Origin of the sequence: Phytopseudomonas daroniae, from assembly GCF_004327285.1 — a bacterium.
In the GTDB taxonomy this organism is placed as follows: domain Bacteria; phylum Pseudomonadota; class Gammaproteobacteria; order Pseudomonadales; family Pseudomonadaceae; genus Aquipseudomonas; species Aquipseudomonas daroniae.
The window spans coordinates 97713-123923 of record NZ_QJUI01000017.1 but is presented as its reverse complement, the minus strand read 5'-3'; the positions used below and the strand labels follow the sequence as shown (position 1 = coordinate 123923).

Here is a 26211-nt window from a genome sequence, read left to right as displayed (position 1 = left end):
GAGCTGCTCGCCTGAAAAGTCCGGTGGTGACCTTCTGAATCGCACAAAAGAAAACGCCCCGAACGATGTCAGGGCGTTTGCCGGGTGCCAATACCTACATCAGCGGGTTTTCACACGCTCTGTTCGGTCGCCCTTTTTTGTGGGCGCCATTCCTGGCGGCCACCCTGCGGGCCGTCATAGGCGCCGCCAGAATCGCTCTCGGCGTTTTGCAGCCTTATCTGTCTGAAGTGATCGAAATTTCCGGGCACCGCATCTTGCAGGGCTGCGGGGGCGCCTGGCTTTGCGGGCGATCCCAGCGGACAACAGGCCTCACCCGCAAGCCTCTGATCGAGGCTAATGCCTCCCGCTGCTCGAGCACCCTTGCCACGTGCAGGATTCGGATAGCGATCTGCAGTAAACGGCTATTGCCCTGCGATACCCCCGCCTAATCTGGCCCTGCCTGATACAAGAACAACGGAGAAGACGCTTCACCTGCGCGGCCCGATCCACCCTACGTCCTGGATGTTCGTCACCGCGACTCTGCTGTGGCGAACACTCAGTAGGGGGATCACTCGAGGTCGAGATTCTTGACCAGGTTCAGGCAGCGCCTGAGCAGCGGCGAATCATCATCCTTGCGATAGCTGATCACGATCGGCGAGGTGGCGCTGATGTCGAGCAGTGGCGTGTAACCGATGTCGTCGCGGTGCAGACGCTGTACCGAGGCGGGCACCAGAGTGATGCCGATACCGGCTGCCACCAGGCCGATGGCGGTCTGCAGTTCATTGGTCATCTGTGCCACGCGAATCTTCAAGCCGTTGCGAGCGAACAGCCCGAGCACATGATCGGCATAGCTGGGTCGCGGGGTGCCGGGGTAGAGCACGAAGGGTTCGCGCGCCAGGTCTTCCAACGATGCAGGTTCGGCCAACAGTCGATGGCCAGCGGGCAGGGCGGCCACCAGAGGGTCTTCACGAATCACTTCCTGCACGATGGCCGGGTCGTCGATATGGATGCGCCCGAAACCGATATCGATACGCCCACGCTTGAGCGCTTCCACCTGCTGCAGGGTAATCAGCTCGGACAGCCCCAGTTCGATGGCGGCTTCGCTACGCAACTGGCGGATCAACTCCGGTAGGGCGCCGTACAGGGTGGAAGGTGCGAAGCCGATGCCCAGCCAACGTCGCTGACCCTCGGCGATCCGTCGGGTGTCTTCGCTGACGCGGCCGAGTTGCTCGAGCAGTTGCACGGAGTGTTCGTAAAAGAAGCGCCCGGCCTCGGTGAGGCGTAGCGGTCGACCGCGTTCGATCAAGGCTACTCCCAACTCATCCTCCAGTTGCTGGATCTGCCGACTCAGCGGCGGCTGGGCGATGTGCAGACGTTCGGCTGCACGGGTGAAATTGAGGGTTTCCGCCAGCACGCGGAAGTAGCGCAAGTGGCGCAGCTCCATGATACCTCCAGGGTATGAAACCAGACCGATTCAATATTGGACTGGCTTATTTGCTGAGGTCAATCTGTGCCCGAACAAAAATAAAACCTGAAGGATATGCTCGTGATGACATGCATCTTCTCTTCTTTCATTGAATTTCCGCGCCTGGCCGGCCTTGTGAACGAGGCGCAGCCGCGCTCTGGTTCGCTGCCTTGTGCCCAGTCGCTCTGACCTGCACACGGATCACGTTCATGAGCCTTTCCCTGATCGAAAGCCTCGACACCCTGATTGTCGATTTGCCGACCATTCGCCCCCACAAGCTGGCGATGCATACCATGCAGCAGCAGACGCTGGTGATCCTGCGCCTGCGTTGTAGCGACGGTATCGAAGGCGTCGGCGAGGCGACCACCATTGGTGGTCTGGCCTATGCCGGGGAAAGCCCGGAAAGCATCAAAACCAACCTGGACACCTATTTTTCGCCTCTGCTGATTGGCCAGCCGGCCGGCAATATCAATGCGGCGATGCAGCGTATCGACCGCGCCGTGCGCGGCAACACCTTCGCCAGGTCGGCGGTGGAAACCGCGCTGCTCGATGCTCAGGGCAAACGCCTCGGGCTGCCGGTCGCCGAGTTGCTGGGTGGCCGTGTGCGTGACGGCCTGGAGGTCGCCTGGACACTGGCCAGTGGCGATACCGCCAAAGACATCGAAGAGGCCGAGCGCATGCTCGATCTGCGTCGCCATCGGATCTTCAAGTTGAAGATCGGTAGCCGCGATGCCGCCCTGGATATCGCCCACGTGGCGGCGATCAAGCGAGCGCTGGGGGATCGCGCCAGCGTGCGGGTGGACGTCAACCAGGCGTGGAGCGAAGCGGTAGCCCTGCGTGCCTGCCAGGCGCTGGGTGATGCCGGTGTGGATCTGATCGAACAGCCGATCCCGCGCCAGGACGTACAGGCCCAGGCCCGCGTCAGCGCACGCAGCCCGGTGCCGATCATGGCCGACGAAGCCATCGAAAGCGTGGAGGACAGTTTCGCTTTGGCCCGCGCGGGCGCGGCACCGGTATTTGCCCTGAAGATCGCCAAGAACGGCGGCCCGCGTGCAGTGCTGCGCAGTGCCTATATCGCCGAAGCCGCAGGCATCGGTCTATACGGCGGCACCATGCTCGAAGGCAGCGTCGGCACCCTGGCCTCCGCTCACGCCTTCGTCACCCTGGCCAAGCTGGAGTGGCACACCGAACTGTTCGGCCCCTTGCTGCTGACCGAGGACATCCTCGTCGAGGTGCCGGTGTATCGCGATTTCGAACTGAAGATTCCGACCACGCCCGGCCTGGGTGTGACGCTCGATGAAGAGCGCCTGCAGCACTTCCGCCGTCGTTAACTCAATATCGAAAGGACATTGCCATGCTGTTCCATGTGCGCATGACCGTAAAACTGCCCACCGACATGCCCGTCGAGCAGGCGACACGCCTGAAGGCGGATGAAAAAGAATTGGCTCAGCGTCTGCAGCGTGAGGGCACCTGGCGTCACCTGTGGCGCATCGCCGGGCTGTACGCCAACGTCAGCGTGTTCGATGTGCCGGACGCTCAGGCCCTGCATGACACCCTGATGCAGTTGCCGTTGTATCCCTATATGGAGATCGAGGTCATGGCGCTGTGTCGTCATCCGTCTTCGATCCGTGATGACGATCGCTGATTCGCACCCTTTGCTCGCATAATCCGTTCAAGACAAAAACAAGATGAGGAGATGACCATGACCGTACGTATCGCTCAGACCGTGGACGTGCAGAAGTTCTTCGAAGAGGCCAGTGGGTTCAGCAATGACCAGGGTAACGCCCGCATGAAAACGGTGATCCACCGGGTGCTCAACGACACGGCGAGAATTATCGAAGACCTGCAGATTACCCCGGAAGAGTTCTGGAAAGCGGTGAACTATCTCAACGAGCTCGGCAGCCGCCAGGAAGCCGGCCTGCTGGTCGCCGGCCTGGGTATCGAGCATTACCTCGATATGCTGATGGATGCCGAAGACGAAGAGGCCGGCCGTACTGGCGGCACGCCGCGTACCATCGAAGGCCCGCTGTATGTCGCTGGAGCGCCGCTGAGCAAGGGCGAAGCGCGCCTGGACGATGGTCAGGATGCCGGTACGCCTTTGTTCATGCAGGGGCGGGTGTTCGACACCGACGGCAAACCGCTGGCTGGCGCCATTGTCGATGTCTGGCACGCCAACACGGGCGGCACCTATTCCTACTTCGACCCCACGCAATCGGAGTTCAACCTGCGCCGCCGTATCGAGACCGACGCCGAAGGCCGCTATCGTTTCCGCAGCATCGTACCGTCCGGCTATGGCTGCCCGCCCGATGGCCCGACCCAGCAACTGCTCGACCAGCTCGGCCGCCATGGCCAGCGCCCGGCGCACGTGCACTTCTTCATTTCGGCGCCGGGTCATCGTCACCTCACCACCCAGATCAACCTGGATGGCGACAAGTACCTGCACGACGACTTCGCCTACGCCACCCGTGATGAGCTGATCGCCCGAATCGACTTCTTCGATGACGTCGCGCGTGCCAAGGCCCATGGTGTGGAAGGGCGCTTCGCCGAAATCGAATTCGATTTCACCCTGCAATCCACCGCCGAGCCCAAGGCCCAGCAACGCCATGAGCGAGTGCGGGCGCTGGAGGTTTGAAGTAGCTCATCAGGCCCAGCCTGAAGCCTGGCGAGCCAGCGTTACCCCCTGCTACAGGGGGTAATCGCGTTTGGCTGACACGCTTGGGTGAGCCGTTTCACCCGGCCTGGCCTGCAAGATGTAACCCTTTGTCTCGCCGTTGTATCGCGGCGCCGGGGGATGGTTAGAATCGCTGAGTGATTAGCGGATTGCCGGTCGCCGGCGGTCAGCCCCTCTAAGAAAAATAAAGAGAAACAAGAGGCCTGATGATGAGCAACTCATTGCTGAGCGAGCGCAGCAGCGTGTTCGAACGCGCCGACCCCTATTCGGTGTCGGATTACGTCAATCAGCATGTGGGTGCCCATTGCATACGCCTGCCCACCAGCGGATTTCCCGAGGCGAGCCTCAGCCATCGCAAGTTTTCCAGCCTCGACCTGTGCCGCATCAGCTATGGCGGCAGCGTGCGGGTCACCTCGCCAGCGCTGGAGACCATCTACCACCTGCAAATCCTGCTCAAGGGACACTGCCGCTCGCAATGTCGCGATCAGGAGCATTTCTATGTGCCGGGCGAACTGCTGCTGATCAACCCGGACGACCCGGTGGATCTCACCTATTCGGCGGACTGCGAAAAATTCATCGTCAAACTGCCGGTCAGCCTGTTCGAAAATACCTGTCTGGAGCAACGCTGGATGTTGCCGGAAAGTGGTATCCGCTTTAGCGCGGCACGGCATGACATGCGTGAGCTGGAGGGCTTTGCCAGCCTGCTGATGCTGATCTGCGAGGAGGCCGAAGCGGCTGCCAGCATGCCCCAGGTGCAGGAGCATTACGTGCGTATCGTCGCCAGCAAGCTGCTGGCCCTGTTGGACAATAACGTGCAGCGAGTTCAGCCACAGACCCAGGCCACTTCGTTCGAACAGGTCGTGGATTACATCGAGCAGCATTTGACTCAGGACATTGGCGTCGATCAGTTGCTGGCCGTCGCTCGAGTCAGCGAGCGCTCACTGTATGCACTGTTCGAACGCCACGCCGGCATCACGCCCAAGGACTACATTCGCCAGCGCAAGCTGGAGCGCATTCACGCTCAATTGCTCGATCCCGCGTGCAAGGTGCGCAGCGTGACTGAAATCGCCCTGGATCATGGTTTCCTGCACCTGGGACGGTTTGCCGAATCCTATCGTCGCTGCTTTGGCGAACTGCCTTCCGAGACCTACAGGCGCAACCGCTGAGGGAGGAGTCGCCTGGTACGTCATGGGCGCTCACGGATAGCTGGGCGACGCATCTGCCGGTCGGATCATAGGAGCGATTAAACCCCAGGCAAGTATCGTTCGATTATCGAACGTCTAATCGATTATCGGATTGTTAGCTGCCTATGGGGTGGGTACCTTGTGACTACACGGCGTAACAGCCGCCCACGGTATCCAGAGCAATAAGACGAGAACGACCATGGCTGAAATTCTCTCCCTGCGCGAGGCGGTTGAGCGCTTCGTCAACGACGGCGACACCGTCGCCCTCGAAGGCTTCACCCACCTGATCCCGACCGCTGCGTCTCATGAACTGATCCGTCAGGGCAAGAAAGACCTGACCCTGGTGCGCATGACGCCGGATCTGGTCTATGACCTGCTGATCGGTGCCGGCTGCGCCAAACGGCTGATCTTCTCCTGGGGTGGCAACCCCGGTGTCGGCTCGCTGCACCGCCTGCGCGATGCGGTGGAGAAACACTGGCCGCACAAGCTGGAAATCAGCGAACACAGCCATGCCGCCATGGCCAATGCCTATGTCGCTGGCGCATCCAACCTGCCGTTCGCCGTGCTGCGCGGTTATCAGGGCTCGGATCTGGTCAAGGTCAACCCCGAGATCAAGTTCATCGAGTGTCCGTATACCGGCGAGAGCCTGGCAACCGTGCCGAGCGTGCGCCCTGACGTCACCGTGATCCATGCGCAGAAGGCCGACCGCAAGGGCAACGTGCTGATCCAGGGCATTCTCGGTGTGCAGAAGGAAGCGGCTCTGGCTGCCAAGCGCTGCATCGTCACCGTCGAGGAAATCGTCGACGACCTGCAGGCACCGATGAACGCCTGTGTACTGCCGACCTGGGCGCTGACCGCGGTCTGTGTGGTGCCCGGTGGTGCCCATCCGTCCTACGCCCACGGTTACTACGAGCGCGACAACCGCTTCTACCAGGCCTGGGATCCGATTTCCCGTGACCGCGAGACCTTCACCGCCTGGATCGACGAATACATCCGTGGCACCGAGGATTTTGCGCAGTACCAGGCGAAAATTAACGGGGAGGCCAAGTGATGAGCGACTTCAACACCAATGAAATGATGACCGTGGCCGCCGCTCGCCGCCTCGGTAATGGCAGCGTGTGCTTCGTCGGCATCGGCCTGCCATCCAAGGCGGCCAACCTGGCGCGCCTGACCCATGCCCCGGAAGTGGTACTGATCTATGAGTCCGGCCCGATCGGCGCCAAGCCGACCGTACTGCCGTTGTCCATCGGTGACGGCGAGCTGGCCGAGACCGCCGACACCGTTGTGCCCACCGGCGAGATCTTCCGCTACTGGCTGCAGGGCGGGCGTATCGATGTCGGCTTCCTCGGCGCCGCCCAGGTCGACAAGTTCGGCAACATCAACACCACGGTGATCGGCGATTACCATGCGCCGAAAGTGCGTCTGCCTGGTGCCGGTGGCGCGCCGGAAATCGCCGGCAGTGCGAAGAAGGTGCTGATCATCCTCAAGCAGGGCCATCGCACTTTCGTCGACAAACTGGCGTTCATCACTTCGGTCGGTCATGGCGAGGGCGGTGACCATCGCAAGCGCCTGGGCCTGCCAGGCGAAGGGCCGGTGGCGATCATCACCGACCTGTGCATCATGGAGCCGGAAGCCGGCAGCAACGAATTCATCGTCACCTCGCTGCACCCGGGCGTGACCCGCGAGCAGGTGATCGAGAACACCGGCTGGCAGATCCGTTTCGCCGACAACGTGACCACCACCGAGGCGCCGAAAGCCGAGGAACTGGCCGCGCTGCGCGATCTCGAGGTGCGTACCGCCGCTGCCCATGGGCAGAAGGGGAGTGACGAATGAGCCGCGAGGTTTTCATCTGCGACGCCGTACGCACACCGATTGGCCGGCTTAATGGCGGCCTGTCCGCCGTACGTGCCGACGATCTGGCGGCGATCCCGCTGAAGGCGCTGATCGAGCGCAATTCGCAGGTCGACTGGTCGGCGGTGGACGAAGTGTTCATGGGCTGCGCCAACCAGTCCGGTGAGGATAACCGCAACGTCGCTCGTATGGCGCTGCTGCTCGCCGGCCTGCCGGAGACGGTACCGGGCGTCACCCTCAATCGCCTCTGTGCCTCGGGCATGGAAGCGGTCGGCGCTGCCTTCCGCGCCATCGCCTCGGGCGAGATGGAGCTGGCGATTGCCGCAGGCGTCGAGTCGATGACCCGTGCGCCCTATGTAATGGGCAAGGCCGACAGCGCCTTCGGTCGCGGGCAGAAACTGGAAGACACCACCCTGGGCTGGCGCTTCGTCAACCCGGCGATGAAGGAGCGCTACGGCGTCGACCCGATGCCGGTGACCGGCGACAACGTCGCCGAGGATTACGGCGTCAGCCGTGCCGATCAGGATGCCTTCGGCCTGCGTAGCCAGCAGCGGGCGGCGGCGGCCCGGGAAAGCGGTTACTACGCCGAGGAAATCGTCCCGGTGGTGATCAAGACCAGGAAGGGCGAGACCATCGTCGACACCGACGAACACCCGCGTGCGGACACCACTGCCGAGGGGCTGGCCAAGCTCAAGCCGGTCAATGGCCCGGACAAGACGGTCACCGCCGGCAATGCCTCGGGCCTCAATGACGGCGCCTCGGCGATGATCCTGGCGTCCGCCGAAGCCGTGCAGAAGTACGGCCTCAAGGCCCGCGCCAAGGTGCTCGGCATGGCCAGCGGCGGCGTGGCACCACGCATCATGGGTGTCGGCCCGGTGCCGGCGGTACGCAAACTGCTGACCCGCCTGAACCTCGATATCGATGCCTTCGACGTGATTGAACTCAACGAAGCCTTCGCCGCTCAGGGCCTGGCGGTCACCCGTGATCTCGGCCTGGCGGACGACAGTCCCAAGGTCAATCCGAATGGCGGTGCCATTGCCCTGGGCCATCCGCTGGGCATGAGCGGCAATCGCCTGGTGCTGACCGCTATTCATCACTTGGAGAAAACCGGTGGCAAGCTCGGTCTGGCGACCATGTGCGTAGGCGTCGGCCAAGGCCTGGCCCTGGCCATCGAGCGCGTCTAGAAGCCTGTATATACGGCCGCAAAAAGGCGGAAGCGGACAGTGGACGCGCTGCTTTTGTGGGAGGGTACGTAGGGTGGACGACGCTTCACCTACGCGGCCCGACCCGTCCACCGCTCTGCAATCGCAATGGTGGATGAAAAGAGCGTCATCCACCCTACGGGGTGAGCGGCCGCCTCCGCCTTGTCCTGGCCAATTGCCTGGCCGGCGAGATGGTCGACAGGTACCAGGAGTTTGCTTGCTTCGGTATCGGACAGGGTTCCGCGTAACCATGTTCGCTACTGTTGCAAGCGATCAAGCAGGGCAATAATGCTCGAATCATTTGGTTACATATGAGTCGGAGTAAGGGATGCTTTCCTTCCCTTACCAGTGAGTATCCATGATGAGTTCTGATGCCAGCGCGGTGTATGAAGCACCCCACTACAGCGCCGAAGAACGGCGCAAGCGTATCTTCGCCATCGTCGGCGCATCGTCCGGCAACCTGGTCGAGTGGTTCGACTTTTACGTCTACGCCTTCTGCGCGATCTATTTCGCGCCGGCCTTCTTTCCCTCCGACGACCCCACCGTGCAACTGCTCAATACCGCAGGCGTATTCGCTGCCGGCTTCCTGATGCGGCCGATCGGCGGCTGGGTGTTCGGCCGCGTCGCCGACAAGTACGGACGCAAGGTCTCGATGATGATCTCGGTGCTGATGATGTGCCTGGGGTCGCTGGCCATCGCCTTCATGCCGACCTATGACAGCATCGGCACCCTGGCGCCGCTGCTGCTGTTGCTAGCCCGTCTGTTCCAAGGGTTGTCGGTGGGGGGCGAGTACGGCACCACGGCCACCTACATGAGTGAAGTGGCGCTCAAGGGGCAGCGCGGCTTTTTCGCCTCGTTCCAGTACGTCACCCTGATCGGCGGCCAGTTGCTGGCGGTGCTGGTGGTGGTGATTCTGCAGCAACTGCTCACCGAAGATGAGCTGCGTGCCTGGGGCTGGCGCATCCCGTTCGTGATCGGTGCCCTGGCTGCCGTGGTGGCTTTCTACCTGCGCCGTTCCCTGGACGAGACCGCCAAGAAAGACCAGATCGGCAGCAAGGAGTCAGGCAGCATCGCCTACCTGTTCAAGCACCATAAGGCGGCGTTCTTCACCGTGCTCGGCTATACAGCCGGCGGCTCGCTGATCTTCTATACCTTCACCACGTACATGCAGAAGTACCTGGTCAATTCGGTAGGCATGACAGCCAAGACCGCCAGCGGCATCATGACTGGCGCGCTATTCCTGTTCATGATCATGCAGCCACTGTTCGGTGCCTTGTCCGACCGTATCGGTCGGCGCACCTCGATGCTCTGGTTCGGCGCCTTGGGCGCGATCTTCACCTGGCCCATCCTGGCGCTGCTGCAAACGGTACATAGCCCGGTGATTGCCTTCCTGCTGATCATTGTGGCCCTGGCCATCGTCAGCCTGTATACCTCGATCAGTGGCTTGGTAAAGGCCGAGATGTTCCCGCCGGAAGTACGCGCCCTGGGCGTCGGTCTGGCCTACGCGGTGGCCAATGCGCTATTCGGTGGGTCCGCCGAATACGTGGCACTGGGGCTGAAGTCCATTGGCCTGGAGCAGACCTTCTATTGGTACGTGTCGGGAATGATGGTGTTGGCCTTTCTGGTCAGCTTGCGTCTGCCGCGACAGGCCAGTTATCTACACCACGATCATTGACCACGGAGTTATCGCAGTATGAGTTCAAGGCCCTGCAGCCAACTGTTCGATGCCTATTTCACCAGTGCGCCGATGCGCGAGGTGTTCAGCGACCATGGTCGCGTGCAGGGCATGCTCGACTTCGAGGCGGCGCTGGCCAGGGCCGAGGCTGCGGTTGGTGTGATTCCTGCGACGGTGGTCGCGGATATCGAAGCCGCCTGCCGGGCTGAACTCTATGATTTCGATGCCCTGGCGGTAGCCATCGGTAGCGCCGGCAACTCGGCGATTCCGCTGGTCAAGGCGCTGGGCAAACGCATCGCGGCGCAGAGCGAAGAGGCCGAGCGCTATGTGCATCTGGGCGCCACCAGCCAGGACGCCATGGACAGCGGCCTGGTGCTGCAGCTACGTGCTGCCATCGAGCTGCTGGAGACCGATCTGAATACCCTGAGTCGGCTGTTGGCCGAGGAGGCCGAGCGACATGCCGCCACCCCCATGGCTGGGCGCACCTGGCTGCAGCACGCCACACCGGTGACCCTGGGCATGAAGATCGCCGGATGGCTGGGTGCGGTCGACCGTCATCGTCAGCGTTTGCAGGAAATCAAACCACGACTGCTTTGCCTGCAGTTCGGTGGCGCATCCGGCAGCCTGGCGGCGCTGGGCGACCAGGCCTGGCCCGTGGCCGAAGCCCTGGCCGCTGAGCTGGATCTGCAACTGCCGGAGCAGCCCTGGCACACCCAGCGCGATCGCCTGGTCGAGTTCGCCAGCCTGCTTGGCCTGATCGCCGGCAGCCTGGGCAAGCTGGGCCGTGACCTCAGTCTGCTGATGCAGACCGAGGCCGGTGAGTTGTTCGAACCTTCCGCGCCGGGCAAGGGTGGCTCCTCGACCATGCCGCACAAGCGCAACCCGGTCAGTGCTGCGGTGCTGATCGGTGCCGCCACCCGCGCGCCCGGTCTGGTTGCCACCATGTTCACGGCCATGCCTCAGGAGCACGAGCGCAGCCTCGGCTTGTGGCATGCCGAGTGGGAAACCCTGCCGGAACTCTGTTGCCTGGTTTCCGGTGCATTGCAGCAGGCACTGCTGGTCGTGCCGGGGCTTGAGGTGGATGCCGAGCGTATGGCTCGCAACCTCGATCTGACCCGTGGCCTGGTGCTGGCCGAGGCGGTGAGCATCGCCCTGGCGCAACGAATCGGTCGCGACGCGGCTCACCATCTCGTCGAGCAATGCTGCAAACAGGCGGTGAAGGAGGGCGCTCATCTGCGTGAGGTGCTGGGCGGCAATGCCGAGGTCGGTGCTCAGCTATCCGCAGAAGAGCTGGATCGCCTGCTCGATCCCGCCCATTACCTGGGCCAGGCTCGCCGCTGGGTCGAGCGTGCCGTGGCGCAGAGCCGTCAACTGGAACAAAAAAACGCTTCTCGTTAGGAGATTGTCATGCCTGTGGTATCCCTCGCCGATGGCGACCTGAACTACCAACTCGAAGGCCCGGCGGATGCGCCGGTACTGGTGCTGTCCAATTCCCTGGGCACCAACCTGCATATGTGGGACGCGCAGATTCCGGCGTTCACCGAGCATTTTCGCGTGTTGCGTTACGACACGCGTGGCCATGGCCAGTCACTGGTCAGCCCGGGCTTTTACAGCATCGAGCAGAACGGTCACGACGTATTGGCACTGCTCGATGCGCTGGATATCGACAAGGTGCATTTCTGCGGCCTGTCCATGGGCGGTTTGATCGGCCAGTGGTTCGGTATCAACGCGGCCGAGCGCCTGCAGCGCCTGGTGCTGTGCAACACCGGCTCCAAGATCGGCACGGACGAGGTGTGGAACACACGCATCGACACCGTACTCAAGGGGGGCGAGAAGGCCATGCGCGATCTGCGCGATGCCTCCATCGAGCGCTGGTTCACGCCACCGTTCGCTGCCGAGCACCCGGAGAAGGTCGATCCCATCGTCACCATGCTGGCGCAGACCTCGCCCCAGGGCTACGCGGCCAACTGCGCAGCGGTGCGCGACGCCGACTTTCGCGAGCAGGTTGCGTCGATCAGCGCGCCGACCCTGATCGTCTGCGGTACCGGCGATGCGGTGACCACGCCGGAACACGGTCGCTTCATGCAGGCGCGTATCGCCGATGCAGAGCTGGTCGAGTTCGACGCCGCGCACCTGTCCAATGTGCAGGCTGGCGAGCTGTTCACTCAGCGCGTGCTGGGTTTCCTGCAGGCCTGATCAGCGCAAGACGGGCGGTGTGCCGCTTTAGCCGCGATCCAGCGCCGTTCTCTCCGGCAATGACCTGATAAGTAATTGATTAATAATGGTATTTAAAGGGATGTAGGATGGGTGAAACCCATCGGCAATTGATGGGTTGCACCCATCCTACTTGCTTTTTTCATCCCCCTTTTGACCGCGGTACCAGTGGTGGGTCGATGAAGCGTGACCCACCCTGCGCCCCGTGCACGACTGATAGTTGGAGCTACTGATGGACGAGAAACAACGTTACGAAGCCGGCATGCAGGTACGCCGTGCGGTGCTGGGCGATGCCCATGTCGATCGCAGCCTGCAGAACATCACGCCGTTCAACCAAGAGTTTCAGGAAATGATCACCCGTCATGCCTGGGGTGATATCTGGACGCGTCCGGGCTTGCCGCGCCACACCCGCAGCCTGATCACCATCGCCATGCTGATCGGAATGAACCGCGAAGGCGAGCTGAAGCTGCACCTCAAGGCTGCCAAGAACAATGGCGTGACCCGTGAGGAACTCAAGGAAGTGATCATGCAGAGCGCGATCTACTGCGGTATCCCAGCGGCGAATGCCACCTTCCACCTTGCCGAAGAGCTGTGGGACGAAGTCGGCGTCGAGTCCCTCGACAAGTAGTGAGCGTGCATCGGTGCATTCCCGGGTATCGCTGCGCTTGACCCGGGCTACGGGTGGGTGTTCGGCGTTGGTGTTGCGGGTTGCCTTAATCGCATCGCCCCGTGGGCGGGGCTCCTACGCGGGCGTTGCTATCCCGCAGGGTGGAAGACGCTGTTTTCTTCCACCAACCGCTCCCGGGTATCGCTGTGCTTCACCCAGGCTACGGTTTGAGCCCCGCACCAGGCGGGGCTCTTCATTTTCCGCTTACCACTTCGGCGCGAAATCCGGGCTGACCAGGCGCCGATCCTTCGGCAGGCTGGCGATCAGGGCGCGGTCTTCGTCGTCGAGGCGGATATCCAGGGCGGCCAGGTTGGCCCGCTGATTTTCCACGCCGCTGGCCTTGGGGATCGCTGCCACATTGTCCTGGGCGAGCAGCCACTGCAGCACCACCTGGCTGGGGAACACGCCGTGCTTGGCGGCGATCTGGCGGATTTCCGGCAATTGCGCGGCTTCGCCGCGGGCCAGCGGGCAATAGGCGGTGAACGCCAGGTTGTGTTCGCGGGCATAATCGAGCATCGGCTGCTGGTCGAGCAGCACGTGATACTCCACCTGGATCGCGGCGATGGGGGCCTGGAACTCCTCGATACTCTGGCGCAGCAGCGGCAGCGGGAAGTTGGCGACGCCGATGTTCAGCGTTTTCCCTTCGTCGCGCAGAGCCGCCAGGGTTTCCAGGGCGCGGCGCAGGTCATCACCGGCCAGGCTGCCGGCGTTGCCCGGCCAGTGGATCAGGAACAGGTCGACATACTCGGTGCGCAGCGCCTGCAGGCTGGCGGCGAGCGAAGCGCGGATGGCGTCGGGTTGCAGCTTGTCCCACCAGACCTTGGTGGTCAGGTGAATCTTCTCGCGCTCGACGTCGGTCTCGGCCAGCGCCTTGCCCACTGCCGCCTCGTTCTCATAGGCGGTGGCGGTATCGATATGCCGGTAGCCGATCTGCAGAGCCTGGCGCACCGCTCGGGTACATTCGTCGTCCTTCATGGGCCAGGTGCCCAGGCCGAGTTTCGGCATGTTCAGTTGGTAACGATTGCGGATGGCCTGCATGTGAATCCTCCTGATGACAACGGATGGCTATTCGTAGGCGCTGATGCCGGCGGCATGGCGCGCGGCGACGTAGCCGAAGGTGAGGGCGGGGCCCAGGTTGATGCCGCCCGACGGGTAATGACCGCCGAACACGCTGGCCATGTCCGCACCAGCGGCATACAGGCCGGTGATCGGCTGACCTTCGGCGTCGAGTACGCGGGCCGCCGCATCGGTCTTCAAACCGGCGAAAGTGCCGAAGCAGCCAGGTTGTACTTTGACTGCATAGAAGGGCCCCTGTTCGATTGGCGCGACACAGGGATTCGGCCCCGGATGCAACGGATCGCCCTGTTTGCGGTTGAAGGCGGTGCTGCCGCGGCCGAACTCGGGATCCTCGCCAGCCCGCGCGTGCTGATTGAATGTAGCTACCGTGGTCGCGAGCGCAACCGGATCGATACCGCACTGCAGTGCAAGTTGTTCCACAGTGGCGGCGCGTTGCAGGTAGCCGTTGCGCAACGCCGGCCAGAGCGGCACGGGAGCGGGGCGGGCGAAGCCCAGGCCGTAGCGGCGCTGGAAACGGTGATCGCAGATCAGCCAGGAGCACACTGCCTGGTCTTCCGGCACCTGCTCGACCATTGCCGATACGTAGTCGTAGTAACCATGGGCCTCGTTGACGAAACGTTTGCCGTTGGCCAGCACACCGATGATGCCTGGCTTGCCGCGCTCGATGATATGCGGGAAGTGGCCGACGCTGCCGTCCGCATGGGGTACCTTGGAAACGGGTGCCCAGGCGACGGGTGACTTCAGCGCGGTGTCGACCTGGGCACCCAGCGCTTCGCCCAGACGCAGTCCATCGCCGGAGCAGGATGCTGGCGGCAGCGCCAGGTTGTCCTGGCCGCTGGCATCGCGGGGAAACAGCTGCTGGCGTCGCAGTGGGTCGTTCGGGAAACCACCGGCCGCGAGGATCACTGCGCGGGCGCTGATGAAATGCTCGCCATCCTGGCGGAGCAGCGTGGCGCCGTTCACCCGGCCATCCTGCTGATGCAGGCGAACAACCGGAGTGGACTCGATCAGTTCGACACCGAGATCGGCAGCCGTACGTGCCAGCCGCGCCACCAGTGCGACGCCGTTGACCAGGTGCATGGCGCGGCCATAGCGGGCCAGGTGATAGAGGTGAGTGCTGAAGCGGCGGATCACGTGCCACAGCGATTTCGGCGAGCGGGTCATACTGAGAAACGCCGCCAGATCGGCGCCCGCCATGATCGGCATGCCCATGAAAGAGGTTTCCCGCATGGTCTTGCGCAGGCGAGGTAACAGATCCAGTACCTCGTGGGCATCATAGGGCGCGGCAATCACCTGATGGCCGCCCGTGGCGGCACCGGGCGTATCGCCGTGCATATCGGGAATGGCGTTGCCGTCGGCGAACTGCAGAGCGGTGTGCCGTTCGAAGAACGCCACCATATGCGGACAGGCCTCGAGAAAAGCGTCGACGCGAGCGCTATCGTAGTGCTCGCCGAGTTCGTGGCGCAGGTAGGTGCGCGGCTGCTCGATATCTTCTTCAATGCCGGCGCGACGCGCCAACGGATTGCGCGGTACCCAGGCCCAGCCACCCGACCAGGCGGTGGCGCCACCGAATACGGCGTCCTTTTCCACCAGCACGACCTTCTGGCCGTGCCAGGCGGCGGTCACCGCTGCAGCCAACCCGGCAGCGCCGGAGCCGACCACCAGCAGGTCGCATTCTTGAGGGAGCGGGGTGGAAGCTGTGGCGGGCATCTTGGGTTCCTGACGGGGTTATGATTGTTTTTGGAATCGTGTTCCATATATTAATTTGAACGATACGCTGCCGCCAACATAGGCTCCTGCGCTTGATGTTTACCGCTCGCGGCCCCATCTGATGTGCTAGAGCCCTTCTGTCATCAGCCTTCGAGCCCACCATGACCTTGTTTTTGTCTTCCCGCCAGCGCGCGGCCTTGCGCATGTCGTGGGCGTTTATCGCCCCTTATCGTGGCCGTGTGGTCGGCGCGCTGCTGGCGTTGCTGTTTACCGCAGCGATCACCCTGTCCATGGGGCAGGGCATCAAACTGCTGGTGGATCAGGGCCTGGCCACCCAGTCGCCTGAAGCGCTGCGCCATTCGATCCTGCTGTTCTTCGTGCTGGTGCTCGCCCTGGCGGTGGGTACCTACACGCGCTTCTATCTGGTGTCCTGGCTTGGCGAACGGGTGGTGGCGGACATCCGCAAGCGCGTGTTCGATCACCTGGTCGGCCTGCACCCCGGGTTCTATGCGCACAACCGCAGCTCGGAGATCCAGTCGCGGCTGACCGCCGATACCACCTTGTTGCAGTCGGTGATCGGTTCGTCCCTGTCGATGGCGCTGCGCAACCTGATCATGCTGGTCGGCGGCATGATTCTGCTGGTGGTCACCAACCCCAAGCTGAGCGCTATCGTGCTGGCGGCGTTGCCGCTGGTGGTGGCGCCGATCCTGCTGTTTGGCCGACGGGTACGTGAACTGTCGCGACTCAGCCAGGATCGCATCGCCGACGTGGGCAGCTACGTCAGCGAGGTGTTGGGGCAGATCAAGACGGTACAGGCCTATAACCACCAGGCCGAAGACCGCCGCCGTTTCGCCCTGTCCGCCGAAGCGGCGTTCGACACGGCGCGCAAGCGCGTCGCCCAGCGCGCCTGGCTGATTACCGTGGTCATCGTTCTGGTACTGGGCGCCGTGGGTGTGATGCTCTGGGTCGGTGGCATGGACGTGATCGCCGGGCGCATCAGCGGTGGCGAGCTGGCCGCGTTCGTGTTCTACAGCCTGATCGTCGGCTCCTCGTTCGGCACCCTCAGCGAAGTTATCGGCGAGTTGCAGCGTGCGGCCGGCGCCGCCGAGCGCATCACCGAATTGCTGCGCGCGCGCAACGAGATTCATGCCCCGCTCGAGGGTGCGCTGATTCCCACGCAGCCGGTGCAGGGCCGCATCGAGGTACAGGGTCTATCCTTCGCTTACCCGACACGTCCGCAAAGTCTCGCGCTGGAGGGCATCGATCTGACTGTCGTCCCCGGCGAAACCCTGGCCATCGTCGGGCCATCCGGGGCGGGCAAGTCGACCCTGTTCGATCTGCTGCTGCGTTTCTACGATCCTCAGCAGGGGCGCATCATGATCGACGGGCTGCCGATCGAGCGCCTCGCCCCCCAGATCCTGCGCGAGAGCTTCGCTCTGGTTTCCCAGCACCCGGCGTTGTTCTTCGGCAGCGTGGAAGACAACATCCGCTACGGGCGCCTGGACGCCAGCAGCGCCGAAGTGGAAGCCGCGGCTCGTGCGGCGCATGCCCATGAATTCATCGAGAGACTGCCGCAGGGCTATCAGACTCATCTGGGCGATGCCGGGCTGGGCTTGTCCGGCGGTCAACGTCAGCGCCTGGCGATTGCCCGTGCCCTGCTGGTGGATGCGCCGATCCTGTTGCTCGACGAGGCCACCAGTGCCCTGGATGCCGAGAGCGAGCACCTGATCCAGCAGGCACTGCCGGAACTGATGCGCGGCCGTACCACCCTGGTGATCGCCCACCGTCTGGCCACGGTGAAAAGCGCCGATCGTATCGCCGTCTTCGATCAGGGGCGGCTGGTCGCATTGGGCAAACACGCCGAATTGGTCGCCGGCAATCCACTGTATGCGCGGTTGGCCGAACTGCAGTTCGTGGAGAAGACGTAGAGGCGGGGAGCTGTCGTGACGGCCGATGGTGGACATGCCGAGAGCTCGGTTGAGTGCCTGCCATCGCATCGCCCGCAAGGCTAGGCGCCCCCGCAGCTCCTGCATGGTGCGGAGGATCCACTACGATCCCGTAGGAGCCGGCTTGCCGGCGATTGGCCGCCATGCCGCAATTTCGCAGAACGGCCACCCTCGCATCGCCCGCAAACGGGCTCCTGCATGATCGTGGTTGGCCACCCCGAGCGTCGGGTCTCAGTTATTGACCAAGCTGAGGAACTCGCTGCGGGTCGCGGCATTTTCGCGGAATTCGCCGAGCATCACCGAAGTGACCATGGAGGAGTTCTGCTTCTCCACGCCGCGCATCATCATGCACATGTGCTTCGCTTCGATGACCACCGCCACGCCGAGTGCGCCGGTGACCTGCTGAACGGCTTCGGCGATCTGCCGGCTCAGACTTTCCTGAATCTGCAGGCGGCGGGCATACATGTCGACGATGCGCGCTACCTTGGACAGCCCCAGTACCTTGCCGTTGGGGATATAGGCGACATGGGCCTTGCCGATGAAGGGCAGCAGGTGATGCTCGCACAGGGAATACAGCTCGATGTTCTTGACCAGCACCATCTCGCTGGCGTCGGAGCTGAACAGCGCACCGTTGGTGACTTCTTCCAGGGTCTTTTCATAGCCATTACACAGATACTGCATGGCCTTGGCTGCGCGCTTGGGCGTGTCGAGCAGGCCTTCGCGGGAAACGTCTTCGCCGAGCTGGCCGAGGATGGCGGTGTAGTGCTGTTCGAGTGTGTTGCGGCTAGAGTCCATGCGGCTTCCAGTGATGTTCGGATGTCAATGTACCTGCTGCCTGCCGACCCGGCTGGCGACGCCGACCGGCGCGATCGAGCGTCTTTGGCCGGCATTGAGGTTCAAGCGGGCAGCAATTGTAATCCGCTCACGGCGATTTACCGAGCGTAATCGGCTCCCCGATCGCGCTTGACGCATCGCCGCACTGGTGGCCGCTGCCTTATTCGGCCGCGTAGGCAGCCAGGCAGGTGTCGAGCATGCGGTTGGAGAAGCCCCACTCGTTGTCGTACCAGGCCAGTACCTTGACCAGCCGGCCGTTCACCTTGGTGTGGTTGGCGTCGAAGATCGACGACAGCGGGTTGTGGTTGAAGTCGCAGGACACCAGCGGCAGTTCGTTGTAGCCCAGTACGGTCGATTGCTGGCTGGCAGTGCGCAGCAGGGCATTGACTTCCTCGACGCTGGTATCGCGTTGCACCTGCACCGTCAGATCCACCAGCGACACGTTGATCACCGGCACCCGTACCGCCATGCCGGTCAGACGCCCAGCCAGTTCCGGCAGTACCAGGCCGACCGCTTCGGCGGCGCCGGTCTTGGTGGGAATCATCGATTGCGTGGCCGAGCGCGCGCGGAAGGGGTCGCTGTGATAGACGTCGGAGAGGTTCTGGTCGTTGGTGTAGGCGTGGATGGTGGTCATCAGCCCGCTCTCGATGCCCAGCTCACGCTGCAGCACCTGAGCGACCGGCGCCAGGCAGTTGGTGGTGCAGGAGGCGTTGGAGATGATCTGGTGGCTGGCGCGCAGGCTGTCGTGATTGACGCCGTAGACCACCGTGGCGTCAGCGCCTTTGGCGGGTGCGGAGATGATCACCTTGCGCGCGCCGGCAGTCAGGTGTGCGGCGGCCTTGTCACGGTCGGTGAACAGGCCTGTGCACTCGAACACCACGTCGACGTCGAGATCCTTCCAGGGCAGATCGGCCGGGTTGCGGATGGCGCTGACGGCAATGCGATCGCCATTGATGATCAGGTTCTGCCCGTCGACCTCGACGGACGCATCGAAAATGCCGTGTACGCTGTCGTATTTGAGAAGGTGCGCATTGATTGCACTGTCACCCAGGTCGTTGATCGCGACGACTTGCAGGTTTTCGCGGTAGCTCTGGGTATAGAGTGCACGGAGGACGTTACGGCCGATGCGACCGAAACCATTGATGGCAATTCGCAATGTCATGAGCGCTGATCCTTATATGTTGTTTTAAAAACAAGATTATTCTCATGGAAGTAGAAATCAAGCGTTTTAGCTGTCAGTATTTTGATAAAAATACAATTCGAATTGCTACCTGTTAGCCTGGAGTGGACACCATGCATCCCCGCATTCTCGAGGTAACCGACCGCCTGATCGCCCGCAGCCGCGCGACTCGCGAACGCTACCTGGCGCAAATGGCCGCCGCCGATAGTGAAGGCCCACACCGTGGTGGGCTGCAATGCGCCAACTTCGCCCACGGCGTTGCCGGCTGTGGTTCCAGCGAAGACAAGCAGCGGTTGCGGCTGATGAACGAGGCCAACGTCGGCATCGTCACTGCCTACAACGACATGCTTTCCGCCCACCAGCCCTACGAACACTATCCCGAACTGATCAAGCAGGCGCTGCGCGCTGTGGGCTCGGTCGGCCAGGTCGCTGGCGGCGTGCCGGCGATGTGCGACGGCGTCACCCAGGGCGAACCGGGTATGGAGCTGAGCCTTGCCAGCCGCGAAGTGATCGCGATGTCCACCGCCGTGGCGCTGTCGCACAACATGTTCGATGCGGCGATGCTGCTGGGCATCTGCGACAAGATCGTTCCGGGGCTGATGATCGGCGCCCTGCGCTTCGGTCATCTGCCGATGATCTTCGTGCCGGGCGGGCCGATGCCGTCGGGCATTCCCAACAAGGAAAAGGCCGAAGTTCGCCAGCTCTACGCCGAAGGCAAGGCGACCCGCGAGCAGTTGCTGGAGTCGGAGATGAAGTCCTACCACAGCCCCGGCACCTGCACCTTTTACGGCACCGCCAACACCAATCAGGTGGTGATGGAAATCATGGGTCTGCACCTGCCGGGCTCATCGTTCGTCAACCCGTACACGCCGCTGCGTGACGCGCTGACCGCCGAAGCGGCGCATCAGGTGGTGCGTCTGACCCGTCAGGGCGGCGAGTACACACCGCTGTGCCGGATCATCGACGAGAAGGCCATCGTCAACTCGGTGGTGGCGCTCAACGCGACGGGCGGCTCGACCAACCACACGCTGCATATTCCGGCCTTCGCCCGCGCCGCAGGCATTCAGTTGACCTGGCAGGACATGGCCGATCTCTCCGCCGTGACCCCGACGCTGGCCAAGGTCTACCCCAACGGCCAGGCCGATGTGAACCACTTCCATGCCTGCGGCGGTGTGCCCTTCATGGTGCGCACGCTGCTCGATGCCGGCCTGCTGCACGAGGACGTCTACACCGTGGCCGGCCAAGGTCTGTCGCGTTATACCCAGGAGCCGTTCCTCGGCGACAACGGTCTGGTCTGGCGCCAGGGCCCGGAGCAGAGCCTGGATCGCAATATCCTGCGTAGTGTGCCGGAAGCCTTCTCGCCGGAAGGCGGGCTGCGTGTGCTGCAGGGCAACCTCGGCAACGGCGTCGCCAAGGTCTCGGCAGTGGCGCCAGAGCACCAGATCGTCGAAGCGCCAGCTCGGGTATTCGAAACTCAGGCTGATCTGGCCGATGCCTTCAAGGCGGGCGAACTGGAGCGGGATTTCGTCGCCGTGGTGCGCTTCCAGGGACCCAAGGCCAACGGTATGCCCGAGCTGCACAAGCTCACGCCGTACTTGGGCGTGCTGCAGGATCGTGGCTTCAAGGTGGCGCTGGTTACCGATGGACGTATGTCCGGCGCGTCGGGCAAGGTGCCGGCGGCGATTCATGTCAGCCCGGAAGCCTGGGATGGCGGGCCGCTGGCTCGGGTACGCGATGGCGATGTGATTCGCGTCGATGGCGTGGAAGGACGCTTGCAGATCCTGGTCGACGAGATCGAGTGGGCTGCCCGCGACTCCGCATCGCGCCCGCAAGGCACCGGCATCGGTTGTGGCCGCGAGTTGTTCGCCTTCATGCGTGCCGCCTTCAGCCCGGCGGAGCAGGGCGCCAGTGCTTTCACTGCCGAGCTGGAGTCGCTGCGATGAGTTTGGCGCTGGTCGGCGACATCGGCGGCACCAACGCGCGCTTCGCCTTGTGGCGCGATGAGCGCCTGGAGTCGGTGCGCGTGTCGGCCACCGCCGATCATGCGACGGTCGAACAGGCCATCCAGGCCTACATGTCTACCGAAGGCCTGGTGCCTGGCGAGGTAGAGACCATCTGCCTGGCCTGCGCTGGCCCGGTGGAGGTCGACCCGTTTCGTTTCACCAACAACCCATGGCGCATCAGTCGCGCGGCGTTCTGCGCCGAGTTGCAGGTGCGCGAGCTGCTGCTGATCAACGATTTTTCGGCCATGGCCCTGGGCATGACCCGTCTGCAGAATGATGAATACATCACCGTCTGCCCAGGCGTGGCGCAGCCGCAGCGACCGGCCGTGGTGATTGGCGCTGGCACCGGCCTGGGTGTCGGCACGCTGCTGGCATTGCCGGATGGCAGCTGGCACGCGCTGCCGGGCGAGGGCGGGCATGTCGATCTGCCGGTTGGCAGTGCCCGCGAGGCACAGATCTGGCAGGCCCTGCATCGCCAGCTCGGGCACGTCAGCGCCGAGGCTGGCGCGCTGAGTGGCAATGGGCTGCTGGCGCTGTACCGCGCGACTTGCGCGGTAGACGGTCAACCCGCAGCGCTGCAGAGCGCGGCACAGGTGACTCGCGCCGCGCTGGAGGGCGAGCCGCTGGCGGTCAACGTGCTGGAGCTTTTCTGCTGCCTGCTCGGTCGCGTCGCCGGGAACAACGTGCTGACCCTGGGTGCCCGTGGCGGTGTGTATATCGCCGGAGGCATGGTGCCGCGTTTTGCCGATTTCTTCCTGGCCAGCGGCTTCTCCCGCAGCCTGCGGGACAAGGGCTGCATGAGCGACTATTTCGATGATTTGCCGGTGTGGCTGGTGACTGCCGAGTATCCTGGTCTGATGGGCGCGGGGGTTGCAGCACAACAGCATCTGTTACGGAGTTAGAGACTCGATTCGCTTGTCCAAGCATCGCTGATAACAAAAACAAGGATTATCGATGTGAGCCCAACTGGAAAATCCATCCTGCTGGTCGACGACGACCAGGATATTCGTGAGCTGCTGCAAACCTACCTCGGTCGTGCCGGCCTGCAGGTGCGCACCGTGGCCGATGGCGCCGGCTTTCGCCAGGCGTTGTGCGAAGGCGGTGCGGATCTGGTGATTCTCGATGTGATGCTGCCCGACGAAGACGGCTTCAGCCTGTGCCGATGGACGCGCGAGCACCAGCGTTTCGCCCAGGTGCCGATCATCATGCTCACCGCCAGTTCCGACGAGACCGATCGGGTGATCGGTCTGGAGCTGGGCGCTGACGATTACCTCGGCAAACCCTTCAGCCCTCGCGAATTGCTGGCGCGCATCAAGGCTTTGCTGCGCCGTGTGCACTTTTCCCAGGAGCGCGCTGCAGACGTGCTGACCTTCGATGAGTGGCGCCTGGATATGGTCAGCCATCGGTTGTTCCATCTCGACGGCGAGGAGGTGCTGCTATCCGGTGCCGACTTCGCGCTGCTCAAGCTGTTTCTCGATCATCCGCAGCAGATCCTCGACCGCGACACCATCGGCAATGCCACCCGCGGACGCGAGGTGATGCCGCTGGAGCGGATCGTCGACATGGCCGTGAGCCGCCTGCGTCAACGCCTGCGCGATACCGACAAACCACCACGCCTGATCCGTACCGTGCGCGGTAGCGGTTACCAACTGGCCGCCGCCGTTACCGCCCAGGCTGGCAATGCGCGCTGACTGGCGTCGGCTGCTGCCGATTCCGCGTTCGTTGCTGGGGCGCATGTTGTTGCTGACACTGCTCTCGGTGCTGGTCGCCCAGGCGCTGTCCAGCGCCATCTGGCTGTCCCAGCTGCGAGCGACGCAACTCGAGGGGCTGGTGACCACGGCGCGCAGCCTGGCCCATTCGATGTCGGCCAGCGTGCGTTATTTTCGCTCGCTGCCGGTGGCCTACCGCCCCCTGGTGCTCGACCAGCTGCGCAGCATGGGCGGCACGCGTTTCGTCGTCAGCCTCAATGACCGGCCCTTGTCGATGCATCTGCTGCCGGTCACGCCGCGCAAGCAGGCGGTGACCCAGGCGGTGAGCGAGGTGTTGCGCGAGTCCCTGGGCAATAGCGCGGACATTTCCGTGACCTTCGTCAGCCCGGACGACCTGCGTATCTTCAATGGCGGCCTGAAGCTCGACGAATTGCCGCGCTCCTGGGCGCATTACGCGCTGACCCTGGAGCCGGTCAATCCACCGGTGCTGGTCACGCAGATCCAGCTGGCGCCCGGCGAGTGGCTGTATATCGCCTCGCTGTTGCCCGAACCCTATACCAGCCTGGAGGAACCGGTGCTGCCGACCCAGCAGCTGTGGTTCATCCTGCTCAGCAGTGGTTTCCTGCTGTTGTTCATCGGCATTCTGGTGCATTGGCAGAGCCGTCCGCTCAAGCGTCTGGCGCGGGCGGCGCGGCATATGTCGCTGGGTGCCGACGTCGAGCCGGTGGTCGAAGGCGGCGGGCGTGAAGTGGTCGAAGTAGGGCGCGCCTTCAATGCCATGCGTGAGCGCATCAGCCGTTACCTGACCGAGCGTGCCCAACTGTTCAGCGCCATTTCCCACGACCTGCGCACGCCGATCACGCGCCTGCGTCTGCGCGTGGAACTGCTCGACGACGAGGGGCTGCAGACCAAGTTCGGCCGGGATCTGGATGAGCTGGAACTGCTGGTCAAGGGCGCTCTGCAGTGCGTGAAAGACACCGACATCCACGAAAATATCGAGCCTGTGGATCTCAACCAGTTGCTGCATTGCCTGGTCGAGCCCTACCTGGCGCCCGGCGGCAATGGCCGGGTGACCTTGCATGGCGAGGCCAGCATCGCCTACCCGGGCAAGCCCCTGGCGCTGCGGCGCTGCATTGGCAACTTGATCGATAACGCCCTCAAGTACGGCCACAACGCTCATCTGTACGTTGAAGATGACGACGGTGCTTATGTGCTGCACGTCGACGATGAAGGGCCGGGCGTTCCCGAGCAGCGCCTGGAACAGGTGTTCGAGCCGCACTTCCGCCTGGCCGGGCAGCAGCAGGGCTACGGCCTGGGGCTGGGCATCGCCCGCAATATCGCCCATAGCCATGGCGGCGAGGTGAGTCTGCAGAACCTGCGCGAGGGTGGGTTGCGGGTAACGCTGCAACTGCCACGTTCGCCTGAGTGAATGTCACCGGATGGTGACAAAGCCGCCAGCCTTCGTTACTCGAATGATGCGGAGTCGCCATTAGACTCTTGTCATGGAGCCCTGAGGGAGTGGGTTGGTGGGTGGATGAAGCGTCACCCACCCTACGGTTCACGCATTACGGAATAACAACAATGAAAACACCTGCATTGCCCTCCGACAGCTGGTTGATGAAACCGGCTCACCGGGCCTGGCTGAACACCGAAGGTTTGCGGCTCCTGCCGTTCGCCAGGGCCTCGGCTGTCGAGCAGGGCTTCGCCGCCCTCGATTCCCATGGCCGACTGCCGTCAGGCGCCATTGCCGAGTTGATCCACACCACCCGCATGACCCACTGTTTCGCCCTGGCCCATATCCAGGGTGTTCCCGGCTATGCCCACCTGGTCGATCACGGCGTCGCCGCGCTGCAAGGTGCGTTGCGCGACGAGGTGGCGGGCGGCTGGTTCGCCGATGCTAGCCGTAGCGGTGACAAATCGGCCTACCTGCATGCCTTCGTGGCCCTGGCCGCCAGCTCCGCGCAAGCCGCCGCCAGGCCTGGAGCCGAGGTGCTGCTGGATGAGGCGATCACCATCCTCGAGAGACATTTCTGGAGCGAGGAGGAGGGGGCGCTGCGTGAGAGTTTCAGTAGCGACTGGACGCAGGAAGAAGCCTACCGCGGTGCCAACAGCAACATGCACGCCACCGAAGCCTTTCTCGCTCTGGCCGACGTCAGCGGAGATACCCTCTGGCTGCAGCGTGCGCTGCGTATCGTCGAGCGTCTGATCCACGAGCATGCCGCCTCCCGTGGTTATGTGGTGGTCGAGCATTTCGATCGGCAGTGGCAGGCCTTACCGGAATACAACGCCGATAACCGCGCCGATCCATTTCGGCCCTATGGCAGCACGCCAGGTCACAGCTTCGAGTGGGCGCGCTTGCTGCTGCATCTCGAGGCAGCGCTGGCGCAGGCCGGGCTCATCGTGCCCGACTGGCTGCTGGAGGATGCCCGCGGGCTGTTCGCCAGTGCCTGTCGGGACGCCTGGCATGCCGATGGTGAGCCGGGACTGGTCTACAACCTCGACTGGTTGGGGCGGCCGGTGGTGCGGGCGCGGCTGCACTGGGTGCAGGCCGAAGCCAGTGCGGCCGCCGCCGCGCTGCTGCGGCGCACCGGCGAGGCCATCTACGAGCAGTGGTATCGACGGTTCTGGGAATTCACATCCAGTTATTTCATCGACCTGCAGGGCGGCAGCTGGCATCACGAACTCGACAACGACAACCACCCGGCTGCCAGCATCTGGCCCGGAAAGCCCGATCTCTATCACGCTTACCAGGCGGTTCTACTGCCGCGCCTGGCGCTGGCACCGAGCCTGGCCACGGCATTGGCGGCCATGTAACGGGGCGGTGACATTTGCGCATCCCTTCGT

22 protein-coding genes are annotated in these 26211 nt (G+C 63.3%); 17 read left to right on the top strand and 5 right to left on the bottom strand.

What is annotated here, in order from left to right; genetic code table 11:
- Positions 1-547 precede the first annotated feature (547 nt).
- A complete protein-coding gene (locus DNK06_RS19095; protein ID WP_131181581.1) occupies positions 548-1423 on the bottom strand; it encodes a LysR family transcriptional regulator in 876 nt (291 codons plus the stop codon).
- A 230-nt stretch (positions 1424-1653) separates the two neighbouring features.
- Here DNK06_RS19095 and DNK06_RS19090 point away from each other — a divergent pair, with 230 nt between their 5' ends.
- From DNK06_RS19090 to pcaC, 11 genes are all read left to right on the top strand, one after another.
- Positions 1654-2775, top strand: a complete 1122-nt coding sequence (locus DNK06_RS19090) for a muconate cycloisomerase family protein (protein ID WP_131181580.1) — start codon at positions 1654-1656, stop codon at positions 2773-2775.
- A 23-nt stretch (positions 2776-2798) separates the two neighbouring features.
- Positions 2799-3089, top strand: coding sequence for a muconolactone Delta-isomerase (gene catC, locus DNK06_RS19085; protein WP_131181579.1), 291 nt, complete (start codon positions 2799-2801; stop codon positions 3087-3089).
- Between the two features lie 57 nt (positions 3090-3146).
- Entirely contained in the window at positions 3147-4076 is a 930-nt protein-coding gene (catA, locus tag DNK06_RS19080) for a catechol 1,2-dioxygenase (RefSeq protein WP_131181578.1), read from the top strand.
- Between the two features lie 248 nt (positions 4077-4324).
- The gene (locus DNK06_RS19075; RefSeq protein WP_131181577.1) at positions 4325-5281 is read left to right on the top strand and encodes an AraC family transcriptional regulator; all 957 of its coding nucleotides are present in this window, start codon (positions 4325-4327) and stop codon (positions 5279-5281) included.
- A gap of 217 nt (positions 5282-5498) precedes the next feature.
- Positions 5499-6350: a CoA transferase subunit A gene (locus tag DNK06_RS19070; protein ID WP_131181576.1), complete on the top strand. Its 852-nt coding sequence runs from the start codon at positions 5499-5501 to the stop codon at positions 6348-6350.
- A complete protein-coding gene (locus DNK06_RS19065) occupies positions 6350-7132 on the top strand; it encodes a CoA-transferase subunit beta (RefSeq protein WP_131181575.1) in 783 nt (260 codons plus the stop codon). The genes DNK06_RS19070 and DNK06_RS19065 overlap by 1 nt, the downstream gene beginning before the upstream one ends.
- The gene (gene pcaF / locus DNK06_RS19060) at positions 7129-8334 is read left to right on the top strand and encodes a 3-oxoadipyl-CoA thiolase (RefSeq protein WP_131181574.1); all 1206 of its coding nucleotides are present in this window, start codon (positions 7129-7131) and stop codon (positions 8332-8334) included. Before DNK06_RS19065 ends, pcaF begins: the two co-directional genes overlap by 4 nt.
- A gap of 379 nt (positions 8335-8713) precedes the next feature.
- Positions 8714-10027, top strand: coding sequence for an MFS family transporter (locus tag DNK06_RS19055; RefSeq protein ID WP_131181588.1), 1314 nt, complete (start codon positions 8714-8716; stop codon positions 10025-10027).
- An 18-nt stretch (positions 10028-10045) separates the two neighbouring features.
- Positions 10046-11425: a 3-carboxy-cis,cis-muconate cycloisomerase gene (locus DNK06_RS19050; protein WP_131181573.1), complete on the top strand. Its 1380-nt coding sequence runs from the start codon at positions 10046-10048 to the stop codon at positions 11423-11425.
- A 9-nt stretch (positions 11426-11434) separates the two neighbouring features.
- Positions 11435-12223: a 3-oxoadipate enol-lactonase gene (pcaD, locus tag DNK06_RS19045; protein ID WP_131181572.1), complete on the top strand. Its 789-nt coding sequence runs from the start codon at positions 11435-11437 to the stop codon at positions 12221-12223.
- 250 nt (positions 12224-12473) lie between these two features.
- Positions 12474-12869 (top strand): 4-carboxymuconolactone decarboxylase, encoded by a 396-nt coding sequence (gene pcaC, locus DNK06_RS19040; protein ID WP_131181571.1) that lies wholly within the window; start codon positions 12474-12476, stop codon positions 12867-12869.
- A gap of 243 nt (positions 12870-13112) precedes the next feature.
- Here pcaC and DNK06_RS19035 read toward each other — a convergent pair whose 3' ends face one another.
- The gene (locus DNK06_RS19035; RefSeq protein ID WP_131181570.1) at positions 13113-13946 is read right to left on the bottom strand and encodes an aldo/keto reductase; all 834 of its coding nucleotides are present in this window, start codon (positions 13944-13946) and stop codon (positions 13113-13115) included.
- A gap of 27 nt (positions 13947-13973) precedes the next feature.
- The gene (locus DNK06_RS19030) at positions 13974-15695 is read right to left on the bottom strand and encodes an FAD-dependent oxidoreductase (protein WP_131181569.1); all 1722 of its coding nucleotides are present in this window, start codon (positions 15693-15695) and stop codon (positions 13974-13976) included.
- A 161-nt stretch (positions 15696-15856) separates the two neighbouring features.
- Between DNK06_RS19030 and DNK06_RS19025 the strand changes: the two genes are divergently transcribed.
- Complete coding sequence (locus DNK06_RS19025; RefSeq protein ID WP_131181568.1) at positions 15857-17623, top strand: ABC transporter transmembrane domain-containing protein; 1767 nt, start codon at positions 15857-15859, stop codon at positions 17621-17623.
- Between the two features lie 249 nt (positions 17624-17872).
- Here DNK06_RS19025 and folE read toward each other — a convergent pair whose 3' ends face one another.
- Together folE and gap are read right to left on the bottom strand one after the other, a co-directional pair.
- The gene (folE, locus tag DNK06_RS19020) at positions 17873-18436 is read right to left on the bottom strand and encodes a GTP cyclohydrolase I FolE (RefSeq protein ID WP_131181567.1); all 564 of its coding nucleotides are present in this window, start codon (positions 18434-18436) and stop codon (positions 17873-17875) included.
- 199 nt (positions 18437-18635) lie between these two features.
- Positions 18636-19637: a type I glyceraldehyde-3-phosphate dehydrogenase gene (gene gap, locus DNK06_RS19015; RefSeq protein ID WP_131181566.1), complete on the bottom strand. Its 1002-nt coding sequence runs from the start codon at positions 19635-19637 to the stop codon at positions 18636-18638.
- A 131-nt stretch (positions 19638-19768) separates the two neighbouring features.
- On the opposite strand from gap, the gene edd reads away from it, so the two are divergent.
- The 5 genes from edd to DNK06_RS18990 all read left to right on the top strand — a co-directional run bounded on the left by edd (position 19769) and on the right by DNK06_RS18990 (position 26181).
- A complete protein-coding gene (gene edd / locus DNK06_RS19010) occupies positions 19769-21598 on the top strand; it encodes a phosphogluconate dehydratase (RefSeq protein WP_131181565.1) in 1830 nt (609 codons plus the stop codon).
- Complete coding sequence (locus DNK06_RS19005; protein ID WP_131181564.1) at positions 21595-22560, top strand: glucokinase; 966 nt, start codon at positions 21595-21597, stop codon at positions 22558-22560. Before edd ends, DNK06_RS19005 begins: the two co-directional genes overlap by 4 nt.
- Before the next feature lie 54 nt (positions 22561-22614).
- On the top strand, positions 22615-23349 hold the full coding sequence (locus tag DNK06_RS19000) for a response regulator (RefSeq protein ID WP_131181563.1): 735 nt from the start codon (positions 22615-22617) through the stop codon (positions 23347-23349).
- Positions 23339-24796, top strand: a complete 1458-nt coding sequence (locus DNK06_RS18995; protein WP_131181562.1) for an ATP-binding protein — start codon at positions 23339-23341, stop codon at positions 24794-24796. The genes DNK06_RS19000 and DNK06_RS18995 overlap by 11 nt, the downstream gene beginning before the upstream one ends.
- A 152-nt stretch (positions 24797-24948) precedes the next feature.
- Entirely contained in the window at positions 24949-26181 is a 1233-nt protein-coding gene (locus tag DNK06_RS18990) for a D-mannose isomerase (RefSeq protein WP_131181561.1), read from the top strand.
- Positions 26182-26211 lie beyond the last annotated feature (30 nt).